Origin of the sequence: Burkholderia sp. MSHR3999 (assembly GCF_000833595.1) — a bacterium.
GTDB lineage: Bacteria > Pseudomonadota > Gammaproteobacteria > Burkholderiales > Burkholderiaceae > Burkholderia > Burkholderia ubonensis.
This window is the reverse complement of record NZ_JRFO01000001.1, coordinates 124344-146417: the sequence shown is the minus strand read 5'-3', so window position 1 is coordinate 146417 and position 22074 is coordinate 124344. Positions and strand designations below refer to the sequence as shown.

Here is a 22074-nt window from a genome sequence, read left to right as displayed (position 1 = left end):
CGTTGCCGCAGAAATAAGCCAAAGGATCGATCGGGCCGCGACACGTCGCGTCGCGGCGGGCCGTGATTATGCCAATGAATCTCGGCATGCGGCGATCGACCGCGTCAGGCGTGACCCGCCCGGCCGGCTTCGCATTCAAGTGCGCGCGCACGGGAAGGTGCCGCCGGTCACCCGGCCTGTAGCGTCGACATGCGACCTTCCGCCAGCTTGAACTCGCCGACCGTCTCCGCGAGCTTGCCTGCCTGCTCGCGCAACAGCGTCGCGGCGGCAGCCGACTGCTCGACGAGCGCCGCGTTCTGCTGCGTCGCGTTATCGAGCTGCGATACGGCCTGATTCACCTGCGCGAGCCCCGTGCTCTGCTCCGTCGCCGCGACCGTGATTTCGGCAATCACGCTCGTGATGCCGCGCACACTTTCGACGATTTCGTCCATCGTCGCGCCGGCCGTCTGCACGAGGCCGGAGCCGCCCTCGATCTTCTCGACCGACGAGTGGATCAGCTGCTTGATCTCCCTGGCCGCTTGCGCGCTGCGCTGCGCGAGCGCGCGCACCTCGCCCGCCACGACCGCGAAGCCGCGGCCGTGCTCGTTCGCGCGCGCGGCCTCGACCGCCGCATTGAGCGCGAGGATGTTGGTCTGGAACGCGATGCCGTCGATCACGCCGATGATGTTGGCGATCTCCGTCGACGCTTGCGTGATGTCGTGCATCGTCGAGACGACCTCGCCGACGACCGCGCCGCCGCGCACTGCCACATCCGACGCCGAATCCGCCAGCCGGCTCACCTGGGTCACCGCATCGGCCGAGTTGCGGGCCGTGCCGGCGATTTCCTCGAGGGCGGCGGCCGTCTCCTGAAGGCTCGAGGCGGCATGCTCGGTTCGGCTCGACAGATCCTGGTTGCCTTGCGCGATCTCGGCGCTCGCCACGTTGACCGATTCGCTGAACTCCCGAATCTGCAGCAGGATCGTGCTGATTTTTTCGGCGAACAGGTTGAATGCATGCGCGATCTGCGCGGCTTCGTCTTCGCCGTCGGCGGGCAGGCGCTTCGTCAGGTCGCCGCTGCCGCTGGCGACGTCGGTGAGCGCGTCGCGCACCAGCAGGATGCGCTTGAAGGCCGCGTTCGTCAGCGCGCCGACGAGCGCCGCCGCGATGATCGCGACGATCAGGATCGCGGCGAGCGTCGTCGTCGCCACCGCGCGCATGCCGGTCGTCACGTCCGACTTGTCGAGCGCGAGCACGAGGGACCAGTCGGTGCCGGCGATCGGCTGGGCGCGCAGCAGTTTGGTCGCACCGTCGATGTCCACGGCCACCGGCGCGGACGCCGACTTCAGCGCGTCGAGGTGCTCGGAATCCAGCGCCGGCGACAGTTCGGTCGCCTGCTTCATGATCAGATCGGTTTTCGGCGCGGCGATCACGCGTCCGCTCTTGTCCACCAGGAACGCGAAGCTCGACGGCGTCGGGTGCACGGCGGTCACGATGGCGCTCACGCTCTGCATGAAGAGGCTTGCGGCCATGACGCCCTTGACGGCGCCGTCGCGCACGATGGGCACCGCGAACGCGAAAGCCGGCTTGCCGCTCGAGGCGTCGCGGTAAAGCGCCGTCGCGACCAGATGGCCGGCGCCGATCGCCTGCTTGTACCAGGGGCGCGCGGTCGGATCGTAGCCGGGCGCGAGCGGGACGTTCGAGAAGGCCGTCTTGTCCGGCAGGCCGAGCGTCAGCACTTCGAAGCCGCCCGACTTGCCCAGCAGCTTCAGCGCCGGCAGCGGATCGCCTTCGCCGATCGCGATCGTGTCCGCCAGCGCCTGGGTTTCCCTGCCCCGGCTCGCGACCCACTCGTCGATCGCGAGCGCGTGCCCGGTGAGGATCGACTTGTGGTTCTGGTCGATTGCGTCGTCGTTGTGATGCTTCACGACGTAATAGATCAGGCCGCCCGTGGCGGCCAGCGCCGTGACCACGATGGCGACGCAAGTCGCGAGTATCCGTGTGCGAATCGATGACAGCATGATGACTTCGATCTCCCCTTTGCCGCTTGATGTGGAATGGGTCGCCGAAACGGCGGGCAACGCCATGTTTAACGACCGCTGTCGGGGGATCTTAAGGCCTGACTGGTCAGACCAGCATCACGGTGCATCGGCAGATACCGGGTCATCTCGTCAAGTCGTCGACGCTGACGAACTCCTCGTGTACGACGATCCCGTCCGGGCGCACGGTCCGCCGCGGGTTGGCCGGTTCATCGCGGGTCAGTTTGTCATTAACCGGCCGGTGGAATACCAGTAGTGAACCTGACTCCATTCTTCGTGGCGCGCAATACAGCATCGGCCAGTTGATCCCCGACGACAATGCATGTCGGGGAATCGTATTGCCGACCAATGCCATTGGCCGGGAAATCGGGGCGCAAGACCATCCTTCTGAAACCGACCTTGGTATCAGGAAATCCCGAGATTTTCACCACTATCGGCTCGGACGCGTCGTGATCAACCACGTCAACTTTCCTCGTCGGGTTGAGAAGGAAGTACGAGCCATCAATAGCCTCTCCGCTCGATCTAATAACTGCCGGGATGAACTGAACATCATCATTCGCCAGTTCTTCAATCGCAACACGCACCGCTTCACTTACGAGCGGAATCAAGATGTCTGACCAGATGACGCCGTAGTCTCGAATCTTTGGCAGCCCTTTTTGGGGAAGCTCGAAAAACAAGGAGGCGGGTCTTACGAGGGGCTTTGCCGCCTGCAGTTCGAAGCGATCTACCCCACTTTTTGCCTCGTCGTAGAGTGCCATCCGACTTTCCGGATAGTCCGCCTCCGTGGTCCAGATTTTCGTCATATTTCCTCGCGCCGTTTGGACACGCCCATGGTCGATGGTTCTTGTTGAGCATCCGATGACCTGCCGACACCAAGAGTCGCGACAGCGGCCCTTGATTTTTAATGCCGCCAGGCCCATCTCAAGCCCCAGAATTTCCTGCAAATTACCAGGACCGCCGTATCCGATGAACGCGGCGAGGTGTGTAAGCCTGTCGTCCGCATGTCGCGCTCCCCCATCCCAAAAAGCGACTCGATGACGTTCTTGGTCCACGTCTTGACGTCGCCCCAGGTGATCTTTTTCCGCATCAAAACTCTTCTCAGAAAAATCACTGACCACGCGACGGCAATGCCCATGGCGACACACATACTTAAAAATGAAAATTCACTCACTAGAATTAATGAGCCAAAATTTCCCCTAGAATTTTAAGCACCTTTTCTTACCTGCCACCTTTTCTTTGCAAACTCCAATGGCGACGCCCCTCACCCCAACCAACTCATACGCACCCAAAAATCCTACCCAATGTCGTTAATCCAATTTTCAATCAACTCACCAACCCCCTCATCCGACCGTGCCATCGACACCTTATTCAGAAACCAAATAGCCCTCGACTTCAGCAATCTATCATGAATCGCACATATAGAAATGAGATCAATACAGTTAAGGACCTCATCCATATTCTCGCTTTCGATAAAATGAAAATATAGAGATACACCCCTTGAAATCTCGCAAAGACATGCCAAACGGAAATCCTCGTCGGGATGTCCATCCTCCTTTACGCTAGCCAAGCCTATCTGAGCGAGAATCTCAAGCAGCCTTGCCCGAGACACTTCCGTTGCACCTTGAATTGCATCAATCACACACGGAATCGTCGGCAGGGCGGACGGATACAGGCTTCCCTGCAAGATTACAACATTGTCGATCTTCCAATAAAAATCATCCGCCTCGTCTTCACTTTTAGCACTTCCGAGTCCGATGATTGCCGCAGGCACGTCCACCGCACTCCCATTAGCGGTCGAGTATTCAGCCCAATTAAACCTATCGAGATCCCATGGCATAGCGCCCTCCACCCCTAAAATTCAGTGCTAGGCTCATGGAATTAGTATCGACTATATTTCCCCTGACACCTCATACACACCGACACCTACCTAAGTACCGGAGCCTTTCGTGGCCTTAAATATTGATCCCACCCGCCAACCCAATCGGCTCCTTCGATATGCACCGCTCCAAGCCCGGATCATAATACCGATGCCGGTTATAGTGCAGACCAGTCAACTCTCTAGAAGCCTGTTAATCAGGCATACGTCATGTTACCCGAGCCCCTCACGAGTACCGTCCCAATTTGGCGGCACTTTCTTGCGTGAACCGTCCCGCCGCCTCACGATTACGAGGCCAATAAAATCTTTCGGACCGTATAGCGTGAACACGACTCGCCCAGCCCAATTATTACTGGATAAGGTTCCCACACCAATCAAATGCTGAGGCGGCATCTCTTCCAGCGCGGCAATTAACTCGACGAAGCCAAAAGACTGAATTCCCGCTTGGCCTGTGGTTTTCTTTTGTATTCGGGCTGTGCCTAGAGCTTCCGCGACTGATTGTCCCGACGTGATGCCGAGAGTCAGCTCGAATTCCTCATCGCGAAGATGAGGCTGAATTGTCAAAAGAAACCCTTTGCACTTTTCACTTACGCGAAAATGAGCTTCGATTTTCTCTGTTAGCGTCATGGCGTCAGCACCTCGATACCGGTCCTTCTCCCCTTGAGCAAGACCTCGTCTTCCGCGAAAACATCGTCCGACATTTCCCAAGACCAGCAATCATCCTTTCCGGGAGCCCCAGTGGGGACGCGAAGAAGGACACCGCCTGGCCCCGACTTGTTCGCATGCCACCGTGCAATCTCTTCACTACGGCTCCAAGACGTAAATTGGCTTTTGTCGGACACCCCGCCTTCATTGTGCTCGCTCGCAGAGACCCCGCCAGATTTTAGCGCTGGTTCCACAACACCGTTTCTTGCCTGATCGATGGCTGGGTGGTTAGCGTGTACTCCTCGATAGAGGTAGGACTTTTTGCAATCGCAACAGCTCTTGGTCAAGCCAAGTGGATCAACCCATCCCGTCGTATTGGGCGCGTATTGATACCCGTTCAGTCCACCGGCCAGCCCAATCGGGTCCTTACTGATGAACCGGCCGGAGTGTGGGTCATAGTAACGGTTGCGGTTATAGTGCAGCCCCGTCTCCTCATCAACCTGCTGCCCCTGAAACCTCAGCAGATTCCGCGGCGTAATCCCCGCCGCCTTCGACGCCCGCGCAATCACCTCCCGCGCTTCGCCCCACGCCTTGTACGAAGCCTCCCAAACCACGTCCCCCAGTTCGTCGGTCATCAGCAGCGGCGTGCCGATCTGGTCACAGTGGTAATAGAACACATGCGCTTCTCCGACTCGCTCCGGCACGCGCTGCAGCGGATCTTCCTCCGGCGTGTATCGGTCCGCCTCCGTCCGTTCCGGCGTCTCAATCCCTGCGACCGGCGCACTCGCGTACTGCGCCAGCGGCACGAATGAATCCGCCTCGTAGACGTAATGGGTACTGCCTTGCGTTTCGCTCTCGTACGCCAGCCTGTCGTCATCCCAGCCGAACGTGGTCCGCTCGCCGTCCACCTCCTTGGCGATCCGCCGACCCAGCGCATCGTAGTAATACCGCGACGCACTCCTTCGCGACGCCTCTTCCACCCGCGCCGCCCGCAGCCGGTTAAACGCATCCCACTCGTAATGTTGCTCGCCCGCCGGAGACATTCGATGAACGAGGTTCCCGCGCGCGTCATACTCGAAACGCTGTCCGGCATACCGCGTCAACAGGTTGCCGAGTACCTTCGGTACCTCGGCCGGCAACGTGTTTTCCGGACGCACCGGACTCGAGCGTGTCGCAGTACGCGCAGTTTCCGGATGCCCCGGATCCACGATATTGCTCGCCGGATCGAACGCAAACCGCTCCTTGCCTGCCGGTCCGATTGATTCGATCAGCCGACCGACCGGATCGTAGCGATAGTCCGTCAGTCCCCGGCGGCTGTCCTCGATCTGCGTGAGTTGTCCCGACCCATCGTAACGATAACGGCGCTCCGCCAACGGCGCGGGCGCATTCGCGCGCTTTAGTGGGCGACCATTCGCGTCGCCATCCATCGACGTCACCGCCCCTGCTTCGTTCACCGCAAGCAGGCTGCCGCTCTGCGGGTCGTACTCATACCGCGGTACGGAACCGTGTTCGACTTATATAACCTTCGGCCAATCAAGCATCTCGAAATTAAAAGCGGTCTATATTGAGTATCTAGCAGGCGCTCCTCGAACACCCCAAAAATGTCAGCATTCGTTTCAAAAGCGAACGCCCTCACCTTGGATCTGGCGAATGGAATTCTCGGAACGTTTAAACGTGCTACGCAAAGCGCGTGGCCTTACCCAGCAAGCCCTAGCGGATGCGGCCGCGCTCGCCGTTCTGCAAATCCGGCGCTATGAAGGTGGGAACGCTCACCCGTCCCTGAACGTGATTCGTCGACTGGCAATCGCGCTAGGCGTCAGCGCTGACGCCATCGTCTTCGATCACGATGAGCGCGGACCTGACGACGACTTGCGGTATCAATTCGAGGCGGTATCGCGGATGCCCGCACATGCCCGTGAACTCGCGAGGGAGCTTCTCGATGCACTTATCATCAAGAATCAGGTAGCAAACAAGCGAAACAGTAAGCTGTAAACGAAGCGCGGGCCGTGAGTGCGCCAACACCCACGGCCCGCTGACCACCACCAACTCAACGCAGGAGTTGATCATGGCTGACACCAATCTTAAAGCACGTCCCCCCGTCACGGAACGGTTCATCACGATGCAGCGCAAGCGCGACATGGACCGTTACGGACGGCAGGCCCTCTACGACGACAGCCACTGCGAGCCGCTGTACCTGTGGCTCAAGATCACCGGCCGGTGGCTCGCCCACGATGCAGGTTTCCACGCCGGGCAGAAGCTCCGCGTTCACGTCGAACACGGCAAGCTCACCATCACCGCTACCTGAACACCGAGCTTCGACTCATCACACCACAACAAGGGCCGCTCACGCGGCCCTTGGCTCTTACTTCAGTCTATTCATACATTGTTGCGGCAACCACAATATCCGCGAGAACCCTCCAATTCATCGTATCCAGCTTCACCTCATTAGCTATACCCATATTCTCGTAATAGCCATCCATATCTTCAACCCAGGAAGCCATTGCCTCAAGATACGAATCAACAGTGTTGTTCTCGATCGGCTCCCCACTTCTTATTGATTTCACAAAGGCAACCATAAAATCAACAAAGTCTTCCCTTGTCTTGATTTCCGCCACTCTCTTTCTGTCAATCGTCATTTCACTCAACGGTCATTGACTGACCATCCTCCATCTTCAAGCGGATAGATGTCCCACCATTCTTGGTACTCATCTTCCACATCTGATTATCGATCTCTTTTTGTGACGCCATTTGATATGGCATGCACTTGCGTGCCAATTTGAATGCCGCGAGCCGCCGGTGATCGAGCGTCCACAGCTTCCCAGTACCATCCTTCCAAATCTTGGTCTTCAATATATTAGGATCGAGTGTTCCATCCCGCAAACCTTGTGCGTTCCCGAGAACCGTGTAGTCACCTGTGACATTCTTTGCGCTGCTTTGCATAAAATGCACCTGAGAGGGATCTATTGTTCCTGCTGGGCAATCACAGGGACAACGCTTCGACAAACCTAACGGATCGACCCACTGCACTGGATTGGGCGCGTACTGGTAGACATTGATCCCACCATCCAGCCCGATCGGATCCTTGGACACGAAGCGTCCCGACGCCGGATCATAGTACCGATGCCGGTTGTAATGCAGCCCCGTCTCCCCATCAACCTGCTGCCCCTGAAACCTCAGCAGATTCCGCGGCGTAATCCCCGCCGCCTTCGACGCCCGCGCAATCACCTCCCGCGCTTCGCCCCACGCCTTGTACGAAGCCTCCCAGACCACGTCCCCCAGTTCGTCGGTCATCAGCAGCGGCGTGCCGATCTGGTCACAGTGGTAATAGAACGCGTGCGCTTCGCCGACTCGCTCCGGCACGCGCTGCAGCGGATCGTCCTCCGGCGTGTATCGGTCCGCCTCCGTCCGTGCCGGCGTCTCAATCCCTGCGACCGGCGCACTCACGTACTGCGCCAGCGGCACGAATGAATCCGCCTCGTACACGTAATGGGTACTGCCTTGCGTTTCGCTCTCGTACGCCAGCCTGTCGTCATCCCAGCCGAACGTGGTCCGCTCGCCGTCCACCTCCTTGGCGATCCGCCGACCCAGCGCATCGTAGTAATACCGCGACGCACTCCTTCGCGACGCCTCTTCCACCCGCGCCGCCCGCAGCCGGTTAAACGCATCCCACTCGTAATGTTGCTCGCCCGCCGGAGACATTCGATGCACGAGGTTCCCGCGCGCGTCATACTCGAAACGCTGTCCGGCATACCGCTTCAACAGGTTGCCGAGCACCTTCGGCACCTCGGCCGGCAACGTGCTTTCCGGACGCACCGGACTCGAGCGTGTCGCAGGACGCGCTGTTTCCGGATGCCCCGGATCCACGATATTGCTCGCCGGATCGAACGCAAACCGCTCCTTGCCTGCCGGTCCGATTGATTCGATCAGCCGACCGACCGGATCGTAGCGATAGTCCGTCAATCCCCGGCGGCTGTCCTCGATCTGCGTGAGTTGTCCCGCACCGTCGTAACGATAACGGCGCTCCGCCAACGGCGCGGGCGCATTCGCGCGCTGCACCGTCCGTTGCAGCAATCGCCCTGCCGGGTCGTAAACGGTACGCTGATCGACCTTGCTCGCCAGCGTGCGCAACGTCTCCCGATGCAGATCATCCCGCTCGATCTGCACGAGCTCCTTGCCGTCCAGCATCATGCCGTGCACGTGCCCGGAGCCGTAAGTCAGCCAGTCGATCGTGTGACCATCCGGTCGAACCGTCCTGATCCGATTGCCGAGTTCGTCGTAATCGTGATGCCACACGAAACTCCTGCGCTCGCCAAATACGTCGTACGCGTGATGCTCACGCACCAGATTGCCGACCGGATCGAAGAACCGATGGATGCGACTGTGTCGATTGCTTGCTTCGATCAAGCGCCCTAAAGGATCGTAAGCGAAGCGCTCCTCTTGATCCTCAACCGAACGCCCACTGAGCCGACCGCCGCGGTCATGGGACATCCGCACGACCAGGCCTTCCTCGTCGACCGATTCAAGACGGCTGCTCGCCTCGTCATATGCGTAGCGCGTCGCCTTTCCGTCGAAGTCGATCTCCTCGATCAACCTGCCGGCCGCGTCATATTGGAATGCATAAGTCGCATGATTCGGATCGGTCAGCGCGACAAGACGCCCCAGCCGGTCATAACGGTATGAAAGCACCTGTCCGAGCGCATCGGTCCGGATGTTGATACGCCCCGCTGCGTCGTACCCGTAACGCGTCACTCGGCTCAACGGATCGGTACGAGTCAGCAGACGTCCTTCCGCGTCGTAGCTCAATTGTTCTCGGCCCGCCGGCGAGACCAGTTCGACCAATTGCCCGTTCACGCCATAGCGGAACGTCGTCGTACCGCCCGCCGGATCTTTCGTCGCGACCAGCCGGCCCTGTTCGTCATACGTCCATTGTGTCGTCTTGCCCGAGCAGTCGGTATAGCTCGTCAGCCGTCCGGCTTCGTCGTACTTCAACGACTTTGCGCCACCCTTCGCGTCCTTGATCTGCGTGACGAGCCCTTTGCCGTCGTACGCAAACTCTGTCTTGCGGCCAAGCGGGTCGATCTGCGCGACCACGTTGCCCGCGTCGTCGTATTCGCGCAGCCATGGATGCCCGAGCGGATCGGTAACGCGAACGAGTTGAGCCTTCTCGTCGTATGCCATCTCGACTACGCTGCCGTCGGCACGCTGGTGGCGCACGAAATTGCCACGCGCGTCATACGACAAGTGTTCGACAGTGCCGTCGCGATGGATGAACTGGACGAGATTGTCATTCGCATCGCGATACATCCATTCCTCGCTGCCATCCGGATGGATCACGCGGAACGAGAAACCCTTGACGTCGTAGTAGTGATGCGTGACGTTGCCGAGCGCATCGGTCACGCTGACCATCCGGAAGTCCGGATGCCACGCGAGCCGCACTTCGTCGCTGCCGTCGTCGGCGTATTCGCGAACGCATTTGGCCGTCGGGCTGGTGCCGCGCCATTCGAGATTGACGCCGCGGCCGGTCCGATCGGTGTAACGCGTGACGAGGTGGTCGCGATAGCGGTATTCGCGCCGGTTGCCGTAGCGGTCGGCCGCGGCAATCAAATCGTTGTCGCGATCATATTCGTAGGTCGCGAGCGTGCCGAGGCGTTCGCCCTGAGCGTTATGGTGTGCGATTTCGATGATGCGTCCGTGCGCATCATGGCGAAACGCGACCTGCGCATGCGGCGTGATCAGTCGATACAGCCGGCCCTGTTCGCCGTAATCGAGCGTGACCTGATTGCCCGCGCGATCCTTGATGAACGCAAGGCGGAATACATTGCCATGCCGCTCGTACGCCTCGAGCAGCGTGTGTCCGCGCGTCAGCGTCAACCACCGATCGTCGAGGCGCAGCAGCGTGAGGTCTTCGGCAAGATCGTCGTGGGCGCTGCCTGCGGCGAGCAGCGGATAGTCGAGACTGCGGCCTTCCGCGTCGTGATAGACCAGCTTCGAATCGACGATATCGATGCGTGTCGTGTAAGGCGTGATCCAGCGCGCGCCAAGCTCGCCGCGTTCATCGTTCGCGGCGAAGAACGAGCGATAAGTGCGCTGCCACGTGATCGGCAACGGACCATCGATCGTGAAATCGTCGTGAGCGATCCATTCATCACCAAACGCGAAGCCGATCGACCGTTTGGTTCGTTCCGGCGGGGTCTTCACCGGCGGGCATTTCCGCTTGCACTGCGCACCGCCCGGCAGCTGAGCTTCAGTCTGGCGATGCCGAGACCCTGAGGAGTCGCACGATGAAATGACGCCCCTCAGCTCACCCAAGCCTCACATTATCCTCAATCCATTTCGAAACTTTCTTCCTCCCCAGAAACACCGCGGACTCGACAAGATCTTGAATTTCGCTCGAACTTACCGCAATTCCCTTTTTAAACAACACATCCAACTCAGAAATCGCAACATCTTCGCCCCCAAGACAATACAAGGCTTGCTTAATCGGCGTGACACCATTTGATGCAACCGACAACATATTTGCACCGGAATCGATCAATCTCTCAACCCGCTCAACCTTTCCAAACTTCAACGCCGACGACAATGGTGTTATCCCGTTAATATCTGGATCATCAACCACACCCCGACTCGAATACCATGAGAGCACTTTCTCAAAAATTTCCGAGCCATCCTCCAGAATCGCATCGTGCAAAAGATTATGCCCGGTAAGCTCATTTTTCTGTAGAAAATTCACTCCCTTTTCGTCGATAAAGTCAAATATTTCTCGACTCCTCACAACATAGAAAAGTATCGCCCCCCTCAAGAAACCCCCCTCTGTCAATTCTTGGCAGCAGCCTGGTTATTGGCGACAAGTTACCCGCCGCGAATTCATCGGCAGCCTCAAAAATATCAACAATAACTTCATCACCCATCATCTATTACTCGCAATCGGTATACAAACAACACCAGGAGGAATTTCCACCTCTTTATTCGAATACCTATCCGCAGAATCCAATATCGGCCGAGCCTTAATTAGATTGCACTCGCAATGACAATCCTTATCGGTGCAATCTTTAAGCGAATTCTTTATGCCGCGCTGCAAATCCCGTATCTCTTTATAGTGACCGCCAGGCACCGTAATTCCATGAGCGTGAGTATGTCCACCCAAAGCAGCGTCCTTCGGGCTATATTTATCCATCTCCAACCTAAGAAGCGTTGTTTTCGTTTTTATTTTTGCGAGCAATGCATAACATAACACCTTCTTTGCCGTCAGCCCCAATGGGTCGACCCAAACAGTCGAATTCGGTACATATCGATACGAGTTCAAGCCTCCTAGTATCCGAATCGGATCAGTTGAGATGAGGCGCGCGATGCGAGAGTCGTAATACCGATACCGGTTATAGTGCAGCCCGGTCTCAGCATCAACCTGCTGCCCCTGGAACCTCAACGGATTCCTCGGCACGATCCCCGCCGCCTTCAACGCCCGCGCAATCACCTCCCGCGCCTCGCCCCACGCCTTGTACGACGCCTCCCACACGACGTCGCCATCGCCGTCAGTCAGCAACTGGGTTGTGCCTATCTGGTCGCAGTGGTAGTAGAACAGCTTCGCATCCGCCCGCCGCTCGGGTACCTTCTGCAGCGGATCGTCCTCCCGCACGTACCGATCGGTGCTCTTCCACACCGGCGTCGCGATTCCCCGTCAAATCTGCATTCTTGCTTGCCCGTTGCTACCCAAAAAAGCAATGGGCCGCATTTGCGGCCCATCAAATATCATCACTTAACCAATACTGGCAAAGAAACCATGCAACAACACCCGTTCACGGCAAAGAAACAATACTCACTGCGTCTCCAGCAATCTAAAAGCAAGAGACATTTCACCCTGCTCAATTGACAAATCCGCCACCAGTGTCAATTCTGCCTTTTCACCCCCAGACCACAATTGACATGCAACTCGTCGCGATTTTGAATTGACATCCGTCTCGAATATATCAAATGGAATTCGGCCAGTCTTATCCGGAACAAATGCCAAATTGAGCGGCGGCAAAGTCAGTTTTTCGACATCCTCCCCGGATCGTTGCAACTCTTCTTCAATTTCCTCAAAAATATCATGAGTCACCCCAAATTTCGCCAAATCTTCCATTACCCTGCCACGGACTCCTTTTAGAAGATCATCCATGAGCCGATAGGCTTCATCTCTATCAAATGCTTGCATATTTCATTTCCTCCGCTTAGGAATGGTCGTTGCCGATGCACCGGACGCGCCGATGCCAGAGAAGTACCCATCCGCCTTCATAAGAGCGCATCTAGCTTGGTCAGGCGTTAGGCCCGCCCTTCTAATTGCTTTATAACCAATACGCCGCTCGGCGGCCAAAGTACCCCCACCCGCCTGGTCTTGAACACGGTTTGCTTTATAGTGAGGGGTTCCACGCGTTCTACCGTCTTCATTTCGCCCTTGAAGCACGATTGCTGGTGCATCGTAGTAACCGTACTTCGGCAATGAGCTCACCGCAGCGTCCTGATAGATGTGGTGCGAATCATACAATCCACCCGCTGCCTTCTGCATGTCGCGATGGCTCCCCACCTGAATGCCAGCCTCGTCAAGAATCTTCTCGCATTCCTTGGGGCAGGGGCGGCATTTCGCCAGTCCGATCGGATCAACCCAATCGACCGGATTAGGCGCATATTGATAGACGTTGCTCCCGCCCGCCAATCCGATCGGATCCTTCGAAGCGAATCTACAACTCTGCGGGTCGTAATACCTGTGCCGGTTATAAGCCAGCCCCGTCTCCTCATCAACCTGCTGCCCCTGGAACCGCAACAGATTCCTCGGCACGATCCCCGACGCCTTCGACGCCCGCGCAATCACTTCCCGCGCTTCGCCCCACGCCTTGTACGACGCTTCCCACACGACGTCGCCGTCGTCATCGGTCAGCAACTGCGGCGTGCCGATCTGATCGCAGTGGTAATAGAACAGCTTCGCATCCGCCCGGCGCTCCGGCACTTTTTGCAGCGGATCGTCCTCCGGCACGTACCGGTCCGTGCTCTTCCACACCGGCGTCGCGATGCCCTCCACCGGTTCAGTCACATATTGCGCCAGCGGCACGAACGTCCCCGGTTCGTAGATATAGTGCGTGCCGCGCTCGCCGTCGCTTTCATACGCGAGCGCATCGCCATCCCACCCGAACACCGTCCGCTCGCCGTTCACTTCCTTCGCGATCCGGCGGCCGAACGCATCATAGAAATACCGCGCCTGACTCTGCCGCGACGTCTCCGCAACCCGCGCAGCCAGCAAGCGATTGAACTCGTCCCACTCGTATTCCTGCTCACCAGCAGGCGTACGCTTGCGGACCAAATTCCCCCGCGCGTCATACTCGAAGTGCATCCCCGCATACGCTTTCAGCAGATTGCCGAGCACCTTCGGCACTTCCGCCGGCAGCGTACTTTCCGGCCTCACCGGACTGGGTCGCGAAGCCGGCGCAGCCTGCTGCTGAACCGGATCGATAATGTTGCTCGCCGGATCGAACGCAAACCGCTCCTTCGCGACCGGACTGATCGCCTCGATCAGCCGCCCGACCGGATCGTATCGATAGTCGGTCCCGCCCTTGCGGCTGTCCTCGATTCTCGACAGCTGCCCCACCGCATCGTAGCGATACCGCCGCTCCGCCAACGGCGCCGGCGACGTCGTCCGCTGAACCGTTTGCTGCAACACTCGCCCGGCCGGGTCGTACATCGTGCGCTGCCCGACCTTGCTCGACAGCATCCGCACCGTCTCCCGATGCAGATCATCGCGCTCGATCTGCACACGCTCCTCGCCATCCAGCAGCATCCCGTGCACGTGTCCGGAGCCGTACATCAGCCAGTCGATCGCATGGCCATCCGGACGTACGGTCCGCCGCCGGTTGCCGAGCTCGTCGTATTCGTGATGCCAGACATAGCTGCGCGATTCGCCGAATACGCTATACGCGTGATGCTCCCGAACGAGATTGCCAACCGGATCGAAGAAGAACTGCACACGGCTGTACCGGTTCGCGGCCTCGACCAACCGTCCGCTCGGGTCGTACGCGAAACGCTCTTCGCTGTCGCCGGCCGCACGCTTCATCAAGCGGCCGCGCGCGTCGATTTCCATCGACGTCACGCTACCCGCCTCGTTAAGCGCAAGAAGGCTGCCGCTCTCCGGGTCATACTCGTAGCGCGTCACCTTCCCGTCGAAGCCGGTTTCCTCGATCAGCCGCCCCGCCGGATCGTATTGGAACTGATACGTCGCGAAGTTCGCATCGGTCAACGCAGACAGTCGACCGAGGCGGTCGTAGCGATATGCAAGCGTCTGTCCCAACGCATCCGCGCGGCTCGCGATCCGGCCCACCGCGTCGTAGCTGTATCGTGTCGAGCGGTCGAGCTGATCGGTATGCCGCAGCAACCGACCTTCCGCGTCGTAATTCACGTGTTCGACACCCGCCGGCGAACGCACTTCTGCGAGTTGTCCATTCGAACCGTAGCGGTAGGCAATCGTCCCGCCCGCCGCATCCTTCGCCTCAATCACGCGGCCGATGTCGTCGTAACGCCACTCGGTCTTCTTGCCGGAGCAATCCGTATATCTCGCCAGTTGCCCGGCGTCGTTGTATTCGAGCGCCTTCGATCCACCCTTCGCATCGGTGATCTCCGTCGGCAACCCTTTATCGTTGTAGCTGTACTTCGTCGCATGTTCGAGCGGATCGAGTTCCTCGACGACGTTACCAGCCTCATCGTACTTGCGCCGCCACACATGACCATTCGGATCGGTCATCCGGACCATCTGGTCCTTGTCGTCGTAGGCCATCTCGACCACGCTGCCGTCCGCCCGCTCGTGATGCGTCAGGTTGCCACGCGCGTCGTAGCGCATCTGCTCGATGCTGCCGTCCGGCAGGATATGCAGCACCAGATTGTGATGCTCGTCGCGCCGGAACCATTCCTCGTTGCCGTCCGGATAGACGATCCGATACGCGTAGCCGTGAATGTTGAAGTAGTAGCGTGTGATCTGCCCGAGCGCGTCGGTCACGTAGGTCAGGCGGATGTTCGGATTCCACGCGAGACGGATGTCGAGGCTGCCGTCGTCCGCGTATTCGCGTACGCACTTCGCATTCGCGTTGTCATCGGCGATTGCGCCGTCCCACTCGAGCGTCATCCCGCGGCCGGTGCGATCGGTGTAGCGGGTAATCAAGTGGCGGTGGTATTGATAGGTTCGCGCGTTGCCGTGACGGTCGACCGCGCGCACGAGGTCGCCGGCGGTATCGTATTCGTAGCGTGCAAGCGTCCGACGCTCGCCGCCTGCGAGCACCTGCTCGATCTGCACGATCCGGCCATGCTTGTCGTGCTCGAATGCGAGCACGTTGCCGTTCGCGTCGATCAGCCGCGCGAGGCGATCGAGCGTGTCGTAGTCGAGCGTGATCGTATTGCCGGCGCGGTCCTTCTGCATCGCGAGGCGGAACGCGTCGCCGCGGCGCTCGTACACGTGCAGCGCGTCATGGCCGTACGAAATCGTCACCCACGTATCGTCGAGGCGCGACAGCGTCAGGTTCTCCGAGAGGTCGTCGTGTACGTCGCCGGCCGCGAGGGCGGGATAGTCGACGCTGCGCCCCTCCGGGTCGCGATAACGCCACTGGCCACCGTCGATATCGATGCGCGTCGTGTACGGCGTGATCCAGCGCGCGCCGAGTTCGCCCTTGTCGTAGGCGGACAGCCGAGACCGGTACGTGCGCTCCCAGACGAGCGGCAGCGCACCCGGCAGGTCGAAATCGACGTGGGAAAACCGCTCGTCCCCGAATGCGAAATCGATCGACGCCGGCGACTCTCCAAGCCCGCATGCCTTGCAACTGCTTTTGCCCGGGCCCTCCACCGGCGCCTGACTCTCGGTTGCCCCCAACCCGCCCTGCGCCTTTTCCTTCTCGGCGTGGCTCTTCCCTCCCGGCTTCACATCCGCCTGCTTCTCATGCAGCTTCCCACGCGCCCTGGCCCGCCCCACAGCCTCGATCAGCTGCAGCACGAGCCACATCATCTTGCCTTCCTCGCTGCCGGCCAGCGAACGAATCGACTTCGCGACCTTCGGCGCCTCCGTCCGCAGAAACGCCACCGTGCCGCGAAACGGCTCGAGCCACGCATCCGGCGCGAGTTTCGCGGCGGCGCCGGTCACCTTGTTCCCGACGGTCTTGCCGAGCGCCTTGTACCCCTCCCACGCAAACGCGATCCCGTCGCCGACCCGGCTGGTGCTGTACCACGGCCGGTTATCGCCCATCTTCTTCGCGAGCTGCTCCGCACGCTTCAGGTTGCCGCTGTTGTCGAAGAGCTGGCCGTGCAGCGCCTTGTCCATGCCCGTCGCGATCGCGACCATCAGCTCTTCCGCCTTCGACGCGCACCCATCGAGCAGCTCGACGAGCCCGGCCTTCAGCTTGTTCAGGAAATCCTCGATCTCGGTCGCACAGGTCGCGTTGATATGCGTGACGAGCACCGAAATGATCGCCGCGCCAAGATTGCTGCGCGTGATCAGCAACTGGTTGCGCACGAGCGCGAGCAGCGGGCGCGCCGACATCCGGAACGGCGCGAGCGTCGGCGGCAACGGAATGATGCCGATCAGGTTGATCGCCAGGCTCATGTAATCGAGCACCTGGCCGCCGCGCTTCTGGACGATCGCGGCGATATCGCCGAGCGCGTCGACCGCCGCCATGATGTTGCCGACGATCGGCACCGCGCCGGCAAACGTCTTCACGTCCTCGAACGTGACGTGGTTGCCACTGATCTTGCGCAACCACGCATCGAAGCGGTTGCCGCCCTGCGCGACGTCCTTCGGTGAAATGTCGCTGAGCCAGGTAACGGCCTGTTCCTTTTCAGCGCCCGGTGGAAGTTGTTGAGCCATGTTGTTGTTCGTTCAAGTCGCGATTTGTTGTTCTTGGCGGCTGATGCGCCGCCCTCTCAGGATTTCAGCGGTCCGCCGAACCCACTGGTCGGCAGCTTCATGCCGCCCGCCGCAGTGCCTGCCGTGGACGCCACCATCGGGCCGCCCTTCCCGGCAATACCAGGCAACGCCCCCTTCAGCGCGGCATTCGCGGCCGGCGCGGCCAACGCCGCGAGCCCGCCTTGGCGCGCCGCCTGCACCATCCCGGCCACCTGCTTCGCGGCGCCGCTCAGGCGCGTGGCCGTCTGCAACGCGGATGCCACGCCCGCACCGTCCAGCGCACTCGCCGCAGCCGGCAAGGCGGCACTCGCCAGCCCGCCCAATGCGGCGCCAGCCCCGCCGCTCACGAGCCCCATGGCCGCGCTCGCCGCGGCAGGCGCCATGCCCTGCAACTGACTCGCGAGCTGACCGGTCGCAGCCGCCTGCGCGGCTTCGGGCGATGGCTCGACAGGTTCGGCCGGCCACTTCGCCTCCTTGAAGTAGTTCGCCGGCTGATCCGACTCGCGCGGGTCCTTCCCGAACTCGACGCGCACCGCACCGGGCGGCAAGCCACTCACGACCGTATAGCCGTTGCCGTCGAGCGCGCCCTTCTTCAGCACGGCGCCGTTCACGTCCCTTACCGTGAACAGTCCGCCCTTGACCGCTTCGCCGTTCACGTACTTGTGCAGCAACTCCAACTGCCCCGGCTGATCCGGCCGCGGGCTCGGCAGCGGATACCCCATGCTCGCCGGCCCGCTGAACGCATGCGACGCGCCTTTTACGTCGACTTTCCCCGGCGCATGGATCTCGATGTTCCCGCCGGCGATGCGGATATAGCCGCCGCCGCTCGTCAGCAGGATGCCCTGGTCGGCCGCGATCTCGATCCTGTCGGTCGCCGACAGCACCTTCACCGTCTTCTGCGCGGTCACTTCGATGCTGTCCGACTGCGCCTGAATCTCGACCTTGCCCTTCCCGGCGAACAGCTTGATCCCCGCGTTCTGCACGAACAGGCTCAGCTTCTGCCCGATGCTCGCCAGCAGCGACTTGCCCGCCGCGACGTGCACGCTCCGTCCGCTGGCGATGTTCACGTGATCGTTCGCCGCCACGTGCACCGACTGCTGCGTCGACATCCCGATGCCCGACGGGCTGCCGAACAGCATCACCGGCTCCTTGAACGCGTTCGCGTTGCCGGTGCCGCCGCCCGCCGTGCGTCCGCCCGACGCGCTGCCCGGCACGCTGTCCTGCGTCGCGTCGGTGAATGCGCGCAGCGTATCGTGCGCGTCCTTCAGGTTCTCGGCCTGATGCTGTCCGCTGGCGCCCGACAGCGCCTCGACGAGGCTCTCCGCGTTCACGAGCTGCTGCTGCGCTTCCTTCACGTCGAGCGGCTGGCTGTTCGGCGCTTTCGGGTGCGTCGTCACGTACAGGCCCTGGCTCGCGCGCACTGCGCCATACGCATCCGAGCGCAAATCGAACCCGCTGCCGAGATATGACCCGCGCGTGTTGCCGTTCTGGTCGATGAGGTAGCCGAGATGCAGCAGGCTGTTCGCGCTGCTGCTCATCAGCTGCACGCGGTTCTGCCCGGTCGCGTCGTCCATCACGAGCTGGTTGTAGCCGCTGCCCGAATACTCTTTCGACCGGTACCCGGACAGAATGCCGTCGCTATGCCATTGCGGCTTCGCTGCGCCGTTATAGACGCGGCCCACGGCCAACGGCCGGTCGCAATCGCCGCCGACGTAGTCGATCAGCACTTCCTCGCCGATGCGCGGGATGTGCACGCCGCCATAGCCGCCGCCGGTATCCGACTGCACGACGCGCACCCAGCACGACGCGTTCTCGTTGCCCGGATTCACGCGATCCCACACGAACTGCACGCGGATGCGATTCAGCTCGTCGGTGTAGACCTCCTCGCCCTGCGGCCCGACGACGATCGCCGTCTCCAGATGCATTACCGGCTTGTGATGCTCGAACGGGCTGCGGTACGGGATGCTCGCGCGCTGCGCTTCGACCTCGACGAGGTAGAAGCCGACCGAGCCGTCGCCGTGCGGCACGCGAAATGCCGGATCGGCGGCGCAGCCGGCCTGCGCCTGCGCGAGCGCCTCGCTCAGGCTATGCGGAAAACTCGCGCTGCCGCTCGACACCGGCAGGTTGTTCTCGATCCACCACGCGACCTCGATCACCGCGAATTCGCGCTGGTCGGCCGGGTCGCGATCGTGCTCCGGGTGATCCGACAGCGTGAAGCGCCGTCCCGAATCGATGCCGCGCACACCGCCCGCGGCGCGAAAGCGCTTCGCCTCGGATTCCCACGCCTCCATCCGGACCTTCGTCAGGTGGTCGCCGCGCGACTGGTCCAGGTACGTGTAAGCGCCGGTGTACTCGTACACCTCGAGCTGGTCGGGCAGCTCGCCCTGCGTACCCATCGTCGGCAGCGTCGTGCCTTTCGGGTTCGACGGCACGGACGGATTCTTGTAATCGAAGGTACGCGTCGTACGCGTGACGCTCTGCAGCGTGCGCGTGCCGCTCCATTGCGTGAACGCGTCCGTCTCGCTCGCGGCGCTCCCGCGATAGAAACGCACGGTTTCCGGCGACAGCGGCGCAAACGCCTGCAGGTTGTCGGTGATCACGAGCGTGTGCGACTGGCCGTCGTCGGCCTGCTGCCATGCGCAATAGAGGCCCTCGTCCTCCATCAGCCGGTGCACGAAATGCCAGTCGGTCTCATGCTGGCGCGTGTACGAGCGGCTCGGCAGCGGCTTCGACAGCGCAAAGCGGAAACGTCCCCGCGCCTGCGGATGGCGGTTCAGCACGTCGCTGATGATCTGGTCGACGGGCGCGTCGCTCCAGATCCGCTGGTCGCGGCGGAACTTCAGGAAATGGGTGAAATCGGCGAACACGAGCTGGTAGGTCGTGAGCTCGCCGTCGGCGCCCAGCCGGCGCGCGGTATGCACGTAGCCGTGCATCGGCCGGTAGTCGCGATCGGCCTGCTGGATCCACAACGTCACCGGCTGCGCGATCAGCTTCTTGAGTTCCACATCGCCGTCCGCCGCCAGCACGTCCAGCGTGAATTCGTATGCGCGCCCGATGCGCGAGCGGCCGACGGCGCGCTGCACCGTCAGCGTGTTCGCGCCGAGCGGCGTGTCGAGCTTCAGCAGGCGGTCCTGCTGAAGCAAGCCCCCGCGCAGCGCGGCAATCACGTTCTGCATGTTCTTATGGCCTCGGTTTTTTCTTTTAAAGCACCCTCGGATGGCGCATCTTCAAATTCCTGCCAGCGCGCATTTTACCGGCAAAATGCACGTTAAATCAGATAAATGACCTGATTTAACGGAGTCATCCGAACCCGCCCGCCACCCGGACGGTTGCAATCAGGGCCAATTCCGCTACCGGTCGCGTCTGGTTGCGAGTAGTGTCTAGCTACCCGTGTTTTCGGCCGCCTGGCGCCCTGCCGGCCACCCCGGTTGCGTCTCGCGCCCGTCGTCGGCAAGCGGGCGCTGCCGGGCTTTTACAACATCACTCTGGAGATACGCGATGAAACCTTCGAAGTTCCTGCTCTCGGGCCTGCTGCTCGCATCGGTCCTGGGCTTCACCGCCGTTGCCGCCCACGCGGAGGACCTGCTCGATTCGGTGAAGCAGGCCGGCGTGCTCAGGATCGGCCTGGAGGGCACGTATCCCCCGTTCAACTCGCGCGGCACGTCGGGGCAGCTCGAAGGATTCGACGTCGACGTCGCGAAGGCGGTCGCCGCCAAGCTCGGCGTGAAGACGCAGTTCGTCCCGACCGAATGGAGCGGCATCATCGCGGGCCTGCAGGCCGGCAAGTTCGACGTGATCGTCAACCAGGTCACCATCACGCCGCAGCGCAAGGAAGTCCTCGACTTCAGCCAGCCGTACACATATTCCGCCGCGCAGCTGATCCAGCGCAAGGACGACAAGCGCGACTTCAAGTCGCTCGAGGATTTCAAGGGCAAGAAGCTCGGCGTGACGCTCGGCACCAACTATGACCAGATGGCGCGGGCCGTGCCCGGCATCGAGGTGCAGACCTATCCGGGCGCGCCGGAGAAGCTGCGCGACCTCGCGGCCGGCCGGATCGAGGCGACCCTCGACGATCGCCTGATGCTGCCTTACATGATCAAGACCTCGAACCTGCCGCTGCGCCCGGGCGCCGTGCTGAACGGCGGCAAGCAGGAAATGGCGATCCCGTTCCGCAAGGGCAATCCGAAGTTCGAGAAGGCGATCAACGACGCGCTGACGTCGCTGAAGCAGGACGGAACGCTGAAGAAGATTTCGATGCACTGGTTCGGCAGCGATGTGACGGTGCCGGTCGCGCAGTAATCGATTACATCGTTCGGCGCGCTCGCCGGCCGGTTGGCGAGCGCGGCGCAGGCATCGATGCGGCGGCCGATGGCCCTGCTTTCGGTTCAGGCGGCCGCGTCGAAACGTGCGAGCAATGCCTGCCCGACCGGCGTCAGCGCAGCGCGCGCGGCGGCCGGATGCGCACGCGCCTGCGTGTCTTCCACCAGGTGCTTTTCGACGAGCACGGTAAAGGCCGGATTGGCCAGATCGACGCTGTCCGGCGCACGTGCAATGCGCAGCAGCAACGAGAATTCATGCGGACTCAGCATGGTCCTTTTCTCCCGGTGTCTCCCTGTGTCTCCGGCGGTTCGGCACGA

At 60.9% G+C, this 22074-nt stretch carries 14 protein-coding genes and 4 pseudogenes; 4 read left to right on the top strand and 14 right to left on the bottom strand.

Annotated features, from left to right (window positions below; translation table 11 throughout):
• Nucleotides 1–167: 167 nt before the first annotated feature.
• Nucleotides 168–1997, bottom strand: a complete 1830-nt coding sequence (locus KY49_RS00730) for a methyl-accepting chemotaxis protein (RefSeq protein WP_042582977.1) — start codon at nucleotides 1995–1997, stop codon at nucleotides 168–170.
• Between KY49_RS00730 and KY49_RS36750 the strand changes: the two genes are divergently transcribed.
• On the top strand, nucleotides 1996–2271 hold the full coding sequence (locus tag KY49_RS36750) for a hypothetical protein (RefSeq protein WP_156162409.1): 276 nt from the start codon (nucleotides 1996–1998) through the stop codon (nucleotides 2269–2271). The two genes, KY49_RS00730 and KY49_RS36750, sit on opposite strands and share 2 nt — an antisense overlap.
• On the opposite strand, the gene KY49_RS38380 is transcribed toward KY49_RS36750, so the two are convergent.
• The 5 genes and pseudogenes from KY49_RS38380 to KY49_RS34750 all read right to left on the bottom strand — a co-directional run.
• Nucleotides 2246–3133, bottom strand: coding sequence for an imm11 family protein (locus KY49_RS38380; protein WP_231636326.1), 888 nt, complete (start codon nucleotides 3131–3133; stop codon nucleotides 2246–2248). The two genes, KY49_RS36750 and KY49_RS38380, sit on opposite strands and share 26 nt — an antisense overlap.
• A gap of 176 nt (nucleotides 3134–3309) precedes the next feature.
• Nucleotides 3310–3852: a hypothetical protein gene (locus KY49_RS36745; RefSeq protein WP_156162408.1), complete on the bottom strand. Its 543-nt coding sequence runs from the start codon at nucleotides 3850–3852 to the stop codon at nucleotides 3310–3312.
• Nucleotides 3853–3970: 118 nt separating this feature from the next.
• Nucleotides 3971–4066, bottom strand: a pseudogene (locus tag KY49_RS34910) (RHS repeat-associated core domain-containing protein); the annotation flags it as partial.
• A gap of 38 nt (nucleotides 4067–4104) precedes the next feature.
• Nucleotides 4105–4518, bottom strand: a complete 414-nt coding sequence (locus KY49_RS36740) for a hypothetical protein (RefSeq protein WP_156162407.1) — start codon at nucleotides 4516–4518, stop codon at nucleotides 4105–4107.
• Nucleotides 4519–4874: 356 nt separating this feature from the next.
• Nucleotides 4875–5924: pseudogene (locus KY49_RS34750) on the bottom strand (RHS repeat-associated core domain-containing protein); the annotation flags it as partial.
• 262 nt (nucleotides 5925–6186) lie between these two features.
• Between KY49_RS34750 and KY49_RS34905 the strand changes: the two are divergent.
• On the top strand, nucleotides 6187–6528 hold the full coding sequence (locus tag KY49_RS34905; RefSeq protein ID WP_071755163.1) for a helix-turn-helix domain-containing protein: 342 nt from the start codon (nucleotides 6187–6189) through the stop codon (nucleotides 6526–6528).
• A 73-nt stretch (nucleotides 6529–6601) separates the two neighbouring features.
• Nucleotides 6602–6841 carry a SymE family type I addiction module toxin gene (locus KY49_RS00705; RefSeq protein WP_042582973.1) on the top strand — a complete coding sequence of 80 codons (240 nt, stop codon included), beginning with the start codon at nucleotides 6602–6604 and terminating at the stop codon, nucleotides 6839–6841.
• A 67-nt stretch (nucleotides 6842–6908) separates the two neighbouring features.
• Here the strand turns inward: KY49_RS00705 and KY49_RS00700 are convergent, their stop codons facing one another.
• From KY49_RS00700 to KY49_RS00685, 7 genes and pseudogenes are all read right to left on the bottom strand, one after another.
• Nucleotides 6909–7172: a DUF7660 family protein gene (locus KY49_RS00700; RefSeq protein WP_042582972.1), complete on the bottom strand. Its 264-nt coding sequence runs from the start codon at nucleotides 7170–7172 to the stop codon at nucleotides 6909–6911.
• Between the two features lie 349 nt (nucleotides 7173–7521).
• Nucleotides 7522–10788: pseudogene (locus KY49_RS34900) on the bottom strand (RHS repeat-associated core domain-containing protein); the annotation flags it as partial.
• 49 nt (nucleotides 10789–10837) lie between these two features.
• Nucleotides 10838–11266 (bottom strand): hypothetical protein, encoded by a 429-nt coding sequence (locus tag KY49_RS36735; RefSeq protein WP_156162405.1) that lies wholly within the window; start codon nucleotides 11264–11266, stop codon nucleotides 10838–10840.
• A 510-nt stretch (nucleotides 11267–11776) separates the two neighbouring features.
• Nucleotides 11777–12208 (bottom strand): annotated as a pseudogene (locus KY49_RS38375) (RHS repeat-associated core domain-containing protein); the annotation flags it as partial.
• 141 nt (nucleotides 12209–12349) lie between these two features.
• Nucleotides 12350–12724 carry a hypothetical protein gene (locus KY49_RS34890; RefSeq protein ID WP_080415583.1) on the bottom strand — a complete coding sequence of 125 codons (375 nt, stop codon included), beginning with the start codon at nucleotides 12722–12724 and terminating at the stop codon, nucleotides 12350–12352.
• Between the two features lie 3 nt (nucleotides 12725–12727).
• Entirely contained in the window at nucleotides 12728–17398 is a 4671-nt protein-coding gene (locus KY49_RS00690; protein WP_082062286.1) for an RHS repeat-associated core domain-containing protein, read from the bottom strand.
• Between the two features lie 56 nt (nucleotides 17399–17454).
• The gene (locus KY49_RS00685; RefSeq protein ID WP_042582971.1) at nucleotides 17455–20613 is read right to left on the bottom strand and encodes a type VI secretion system Vgr family protein; all 3159 of its coding nucleotides are present in this window, start codon (nucleotides 20611–20613) and stop codon (nucleotides 17455–17457) included.
• Between the two features lie 322 nt (nucleotides 20614–20935).
• On the opposite strand from KY49_RS00685, the gene KY49_RS00680 reads away from it, so the two are divergent.
• The gene (locus KY49_RS00680) at nucleotides 20936–21736 is read left to right on the top strand and encodes a transporter substrate-binding domain-containing protein (RefSeq protein ID WP_042582970.1); all 801 of its coding nucleotides are present in this window, start codon (nucleotides 20936–20938) and stop codon (nucleotides 21734–21736) included.
• Between the two features lie 86 nt (nucleotides 21737–21822).
• On the opposite strand, the gene KY49_RS00675 is transcribed toward KY49_RS00680, so the two are convergent.
• On the bottom strand, nucleotides 21823–22026 hold the full coding sequence (locus KY49_RS00675) for a hypothetical protein (protein WP_042582969.1): 204 nt from the start codon (nucleotides 22024–22026) through the stop codon (nucleotides 21823–21825).
• Nucleotides 22027–22074 lie beyond the last annotated feature (48 nt).

Excerpts from the sequence above, each read along its gene's own strand:
- KY49_RS36750 (WP_156162409.1), top strand. The coding sequence starts at position 1,996 with ATGATGACTTCGATCTCCCCTTTGCCGCTTGATGTGGAATGGGTCGCC.
- KY49_RS34890 (WP_080415583.1), bottom strand. The coding sequence starts at position 12,724 with ATGCAAGCATTTGATAGAGATGAAGCCTATCGGCTCATGGATGATCTT.
- KY49_RS00685 (WP_042582971.1), bottom strand. The coding sequence starts at position 20,613 with ATGCAGAACGTGATTGCCGCGCTGCGCGGGGGCTTGCTTCAGCAGGAC.
- KY49_RS00690 (WP_082062286.1), bottom strand. The coding sequence starts at position 17,398 with ATGGCTCAACAACTTCCACCGGGCGCTGAAAAGGAACAGGCCGTTACC.
- KY49_RS00680 (WP_042582970.1), top strand. The coding sequence starts at position 20,936 with ATGAAACCTTCGAAGTTCCTGCTCTCGGGCCTGCTGCTCGCATCGGTC.
- KY49_RS34905 (WP_071755163.1), top strand. The coding sequence starts at position 6,187 with ATGGAATTCTCGGAACGTTTAAACGTGCTACGCAAAGCGCGTGGCCTT.
- KY49_RS00700 (WP_042582972.1), bottom strand. The coding sequence starts at position 7,172 with ATGACGATTGACAGAAAGAGAGTGGCGGAAATCAAGACAAGGGAAGAC.
- KY49_RS36740 (WP_156162407.1), bottom strand. The coding sequence starts at position 4,518 with ATGACGCTAACAGAGAAAATCGAAGCTCATTTTCGCGTAAGTGAAAAG.
- KY49_RS00730 (WP_042582977.1), bottom strand. The coding sequence starts at position 1,997 with ATGCTGTCATCGATTCGCACACGGATACTCGCGACTTGCGTCGCCATC.
- KY49_RS36745 (WP_156162408.1), bottom strand. The coding sequence starts at position 3,852 with ATGCCATGGGATCTCGATAGGTTTAATTGGGCTGAATACTCGACCGCT.
- KY49_RS00705 (WP_042582973.1), top strand. The coding sequence starts at position 6,602 with ATGGCTGACACCAATCTTAAAGCACGTCCCCCCGTCACGGAACGGTTC.
- KY49_RS00675 (WP_042582969.1), bottom strand. The coding sequence starts at position 22,026 with ATGCTGAGTCCGCATGAATTCTCGTTGCTGCTGCGCATTGCACGTGCG.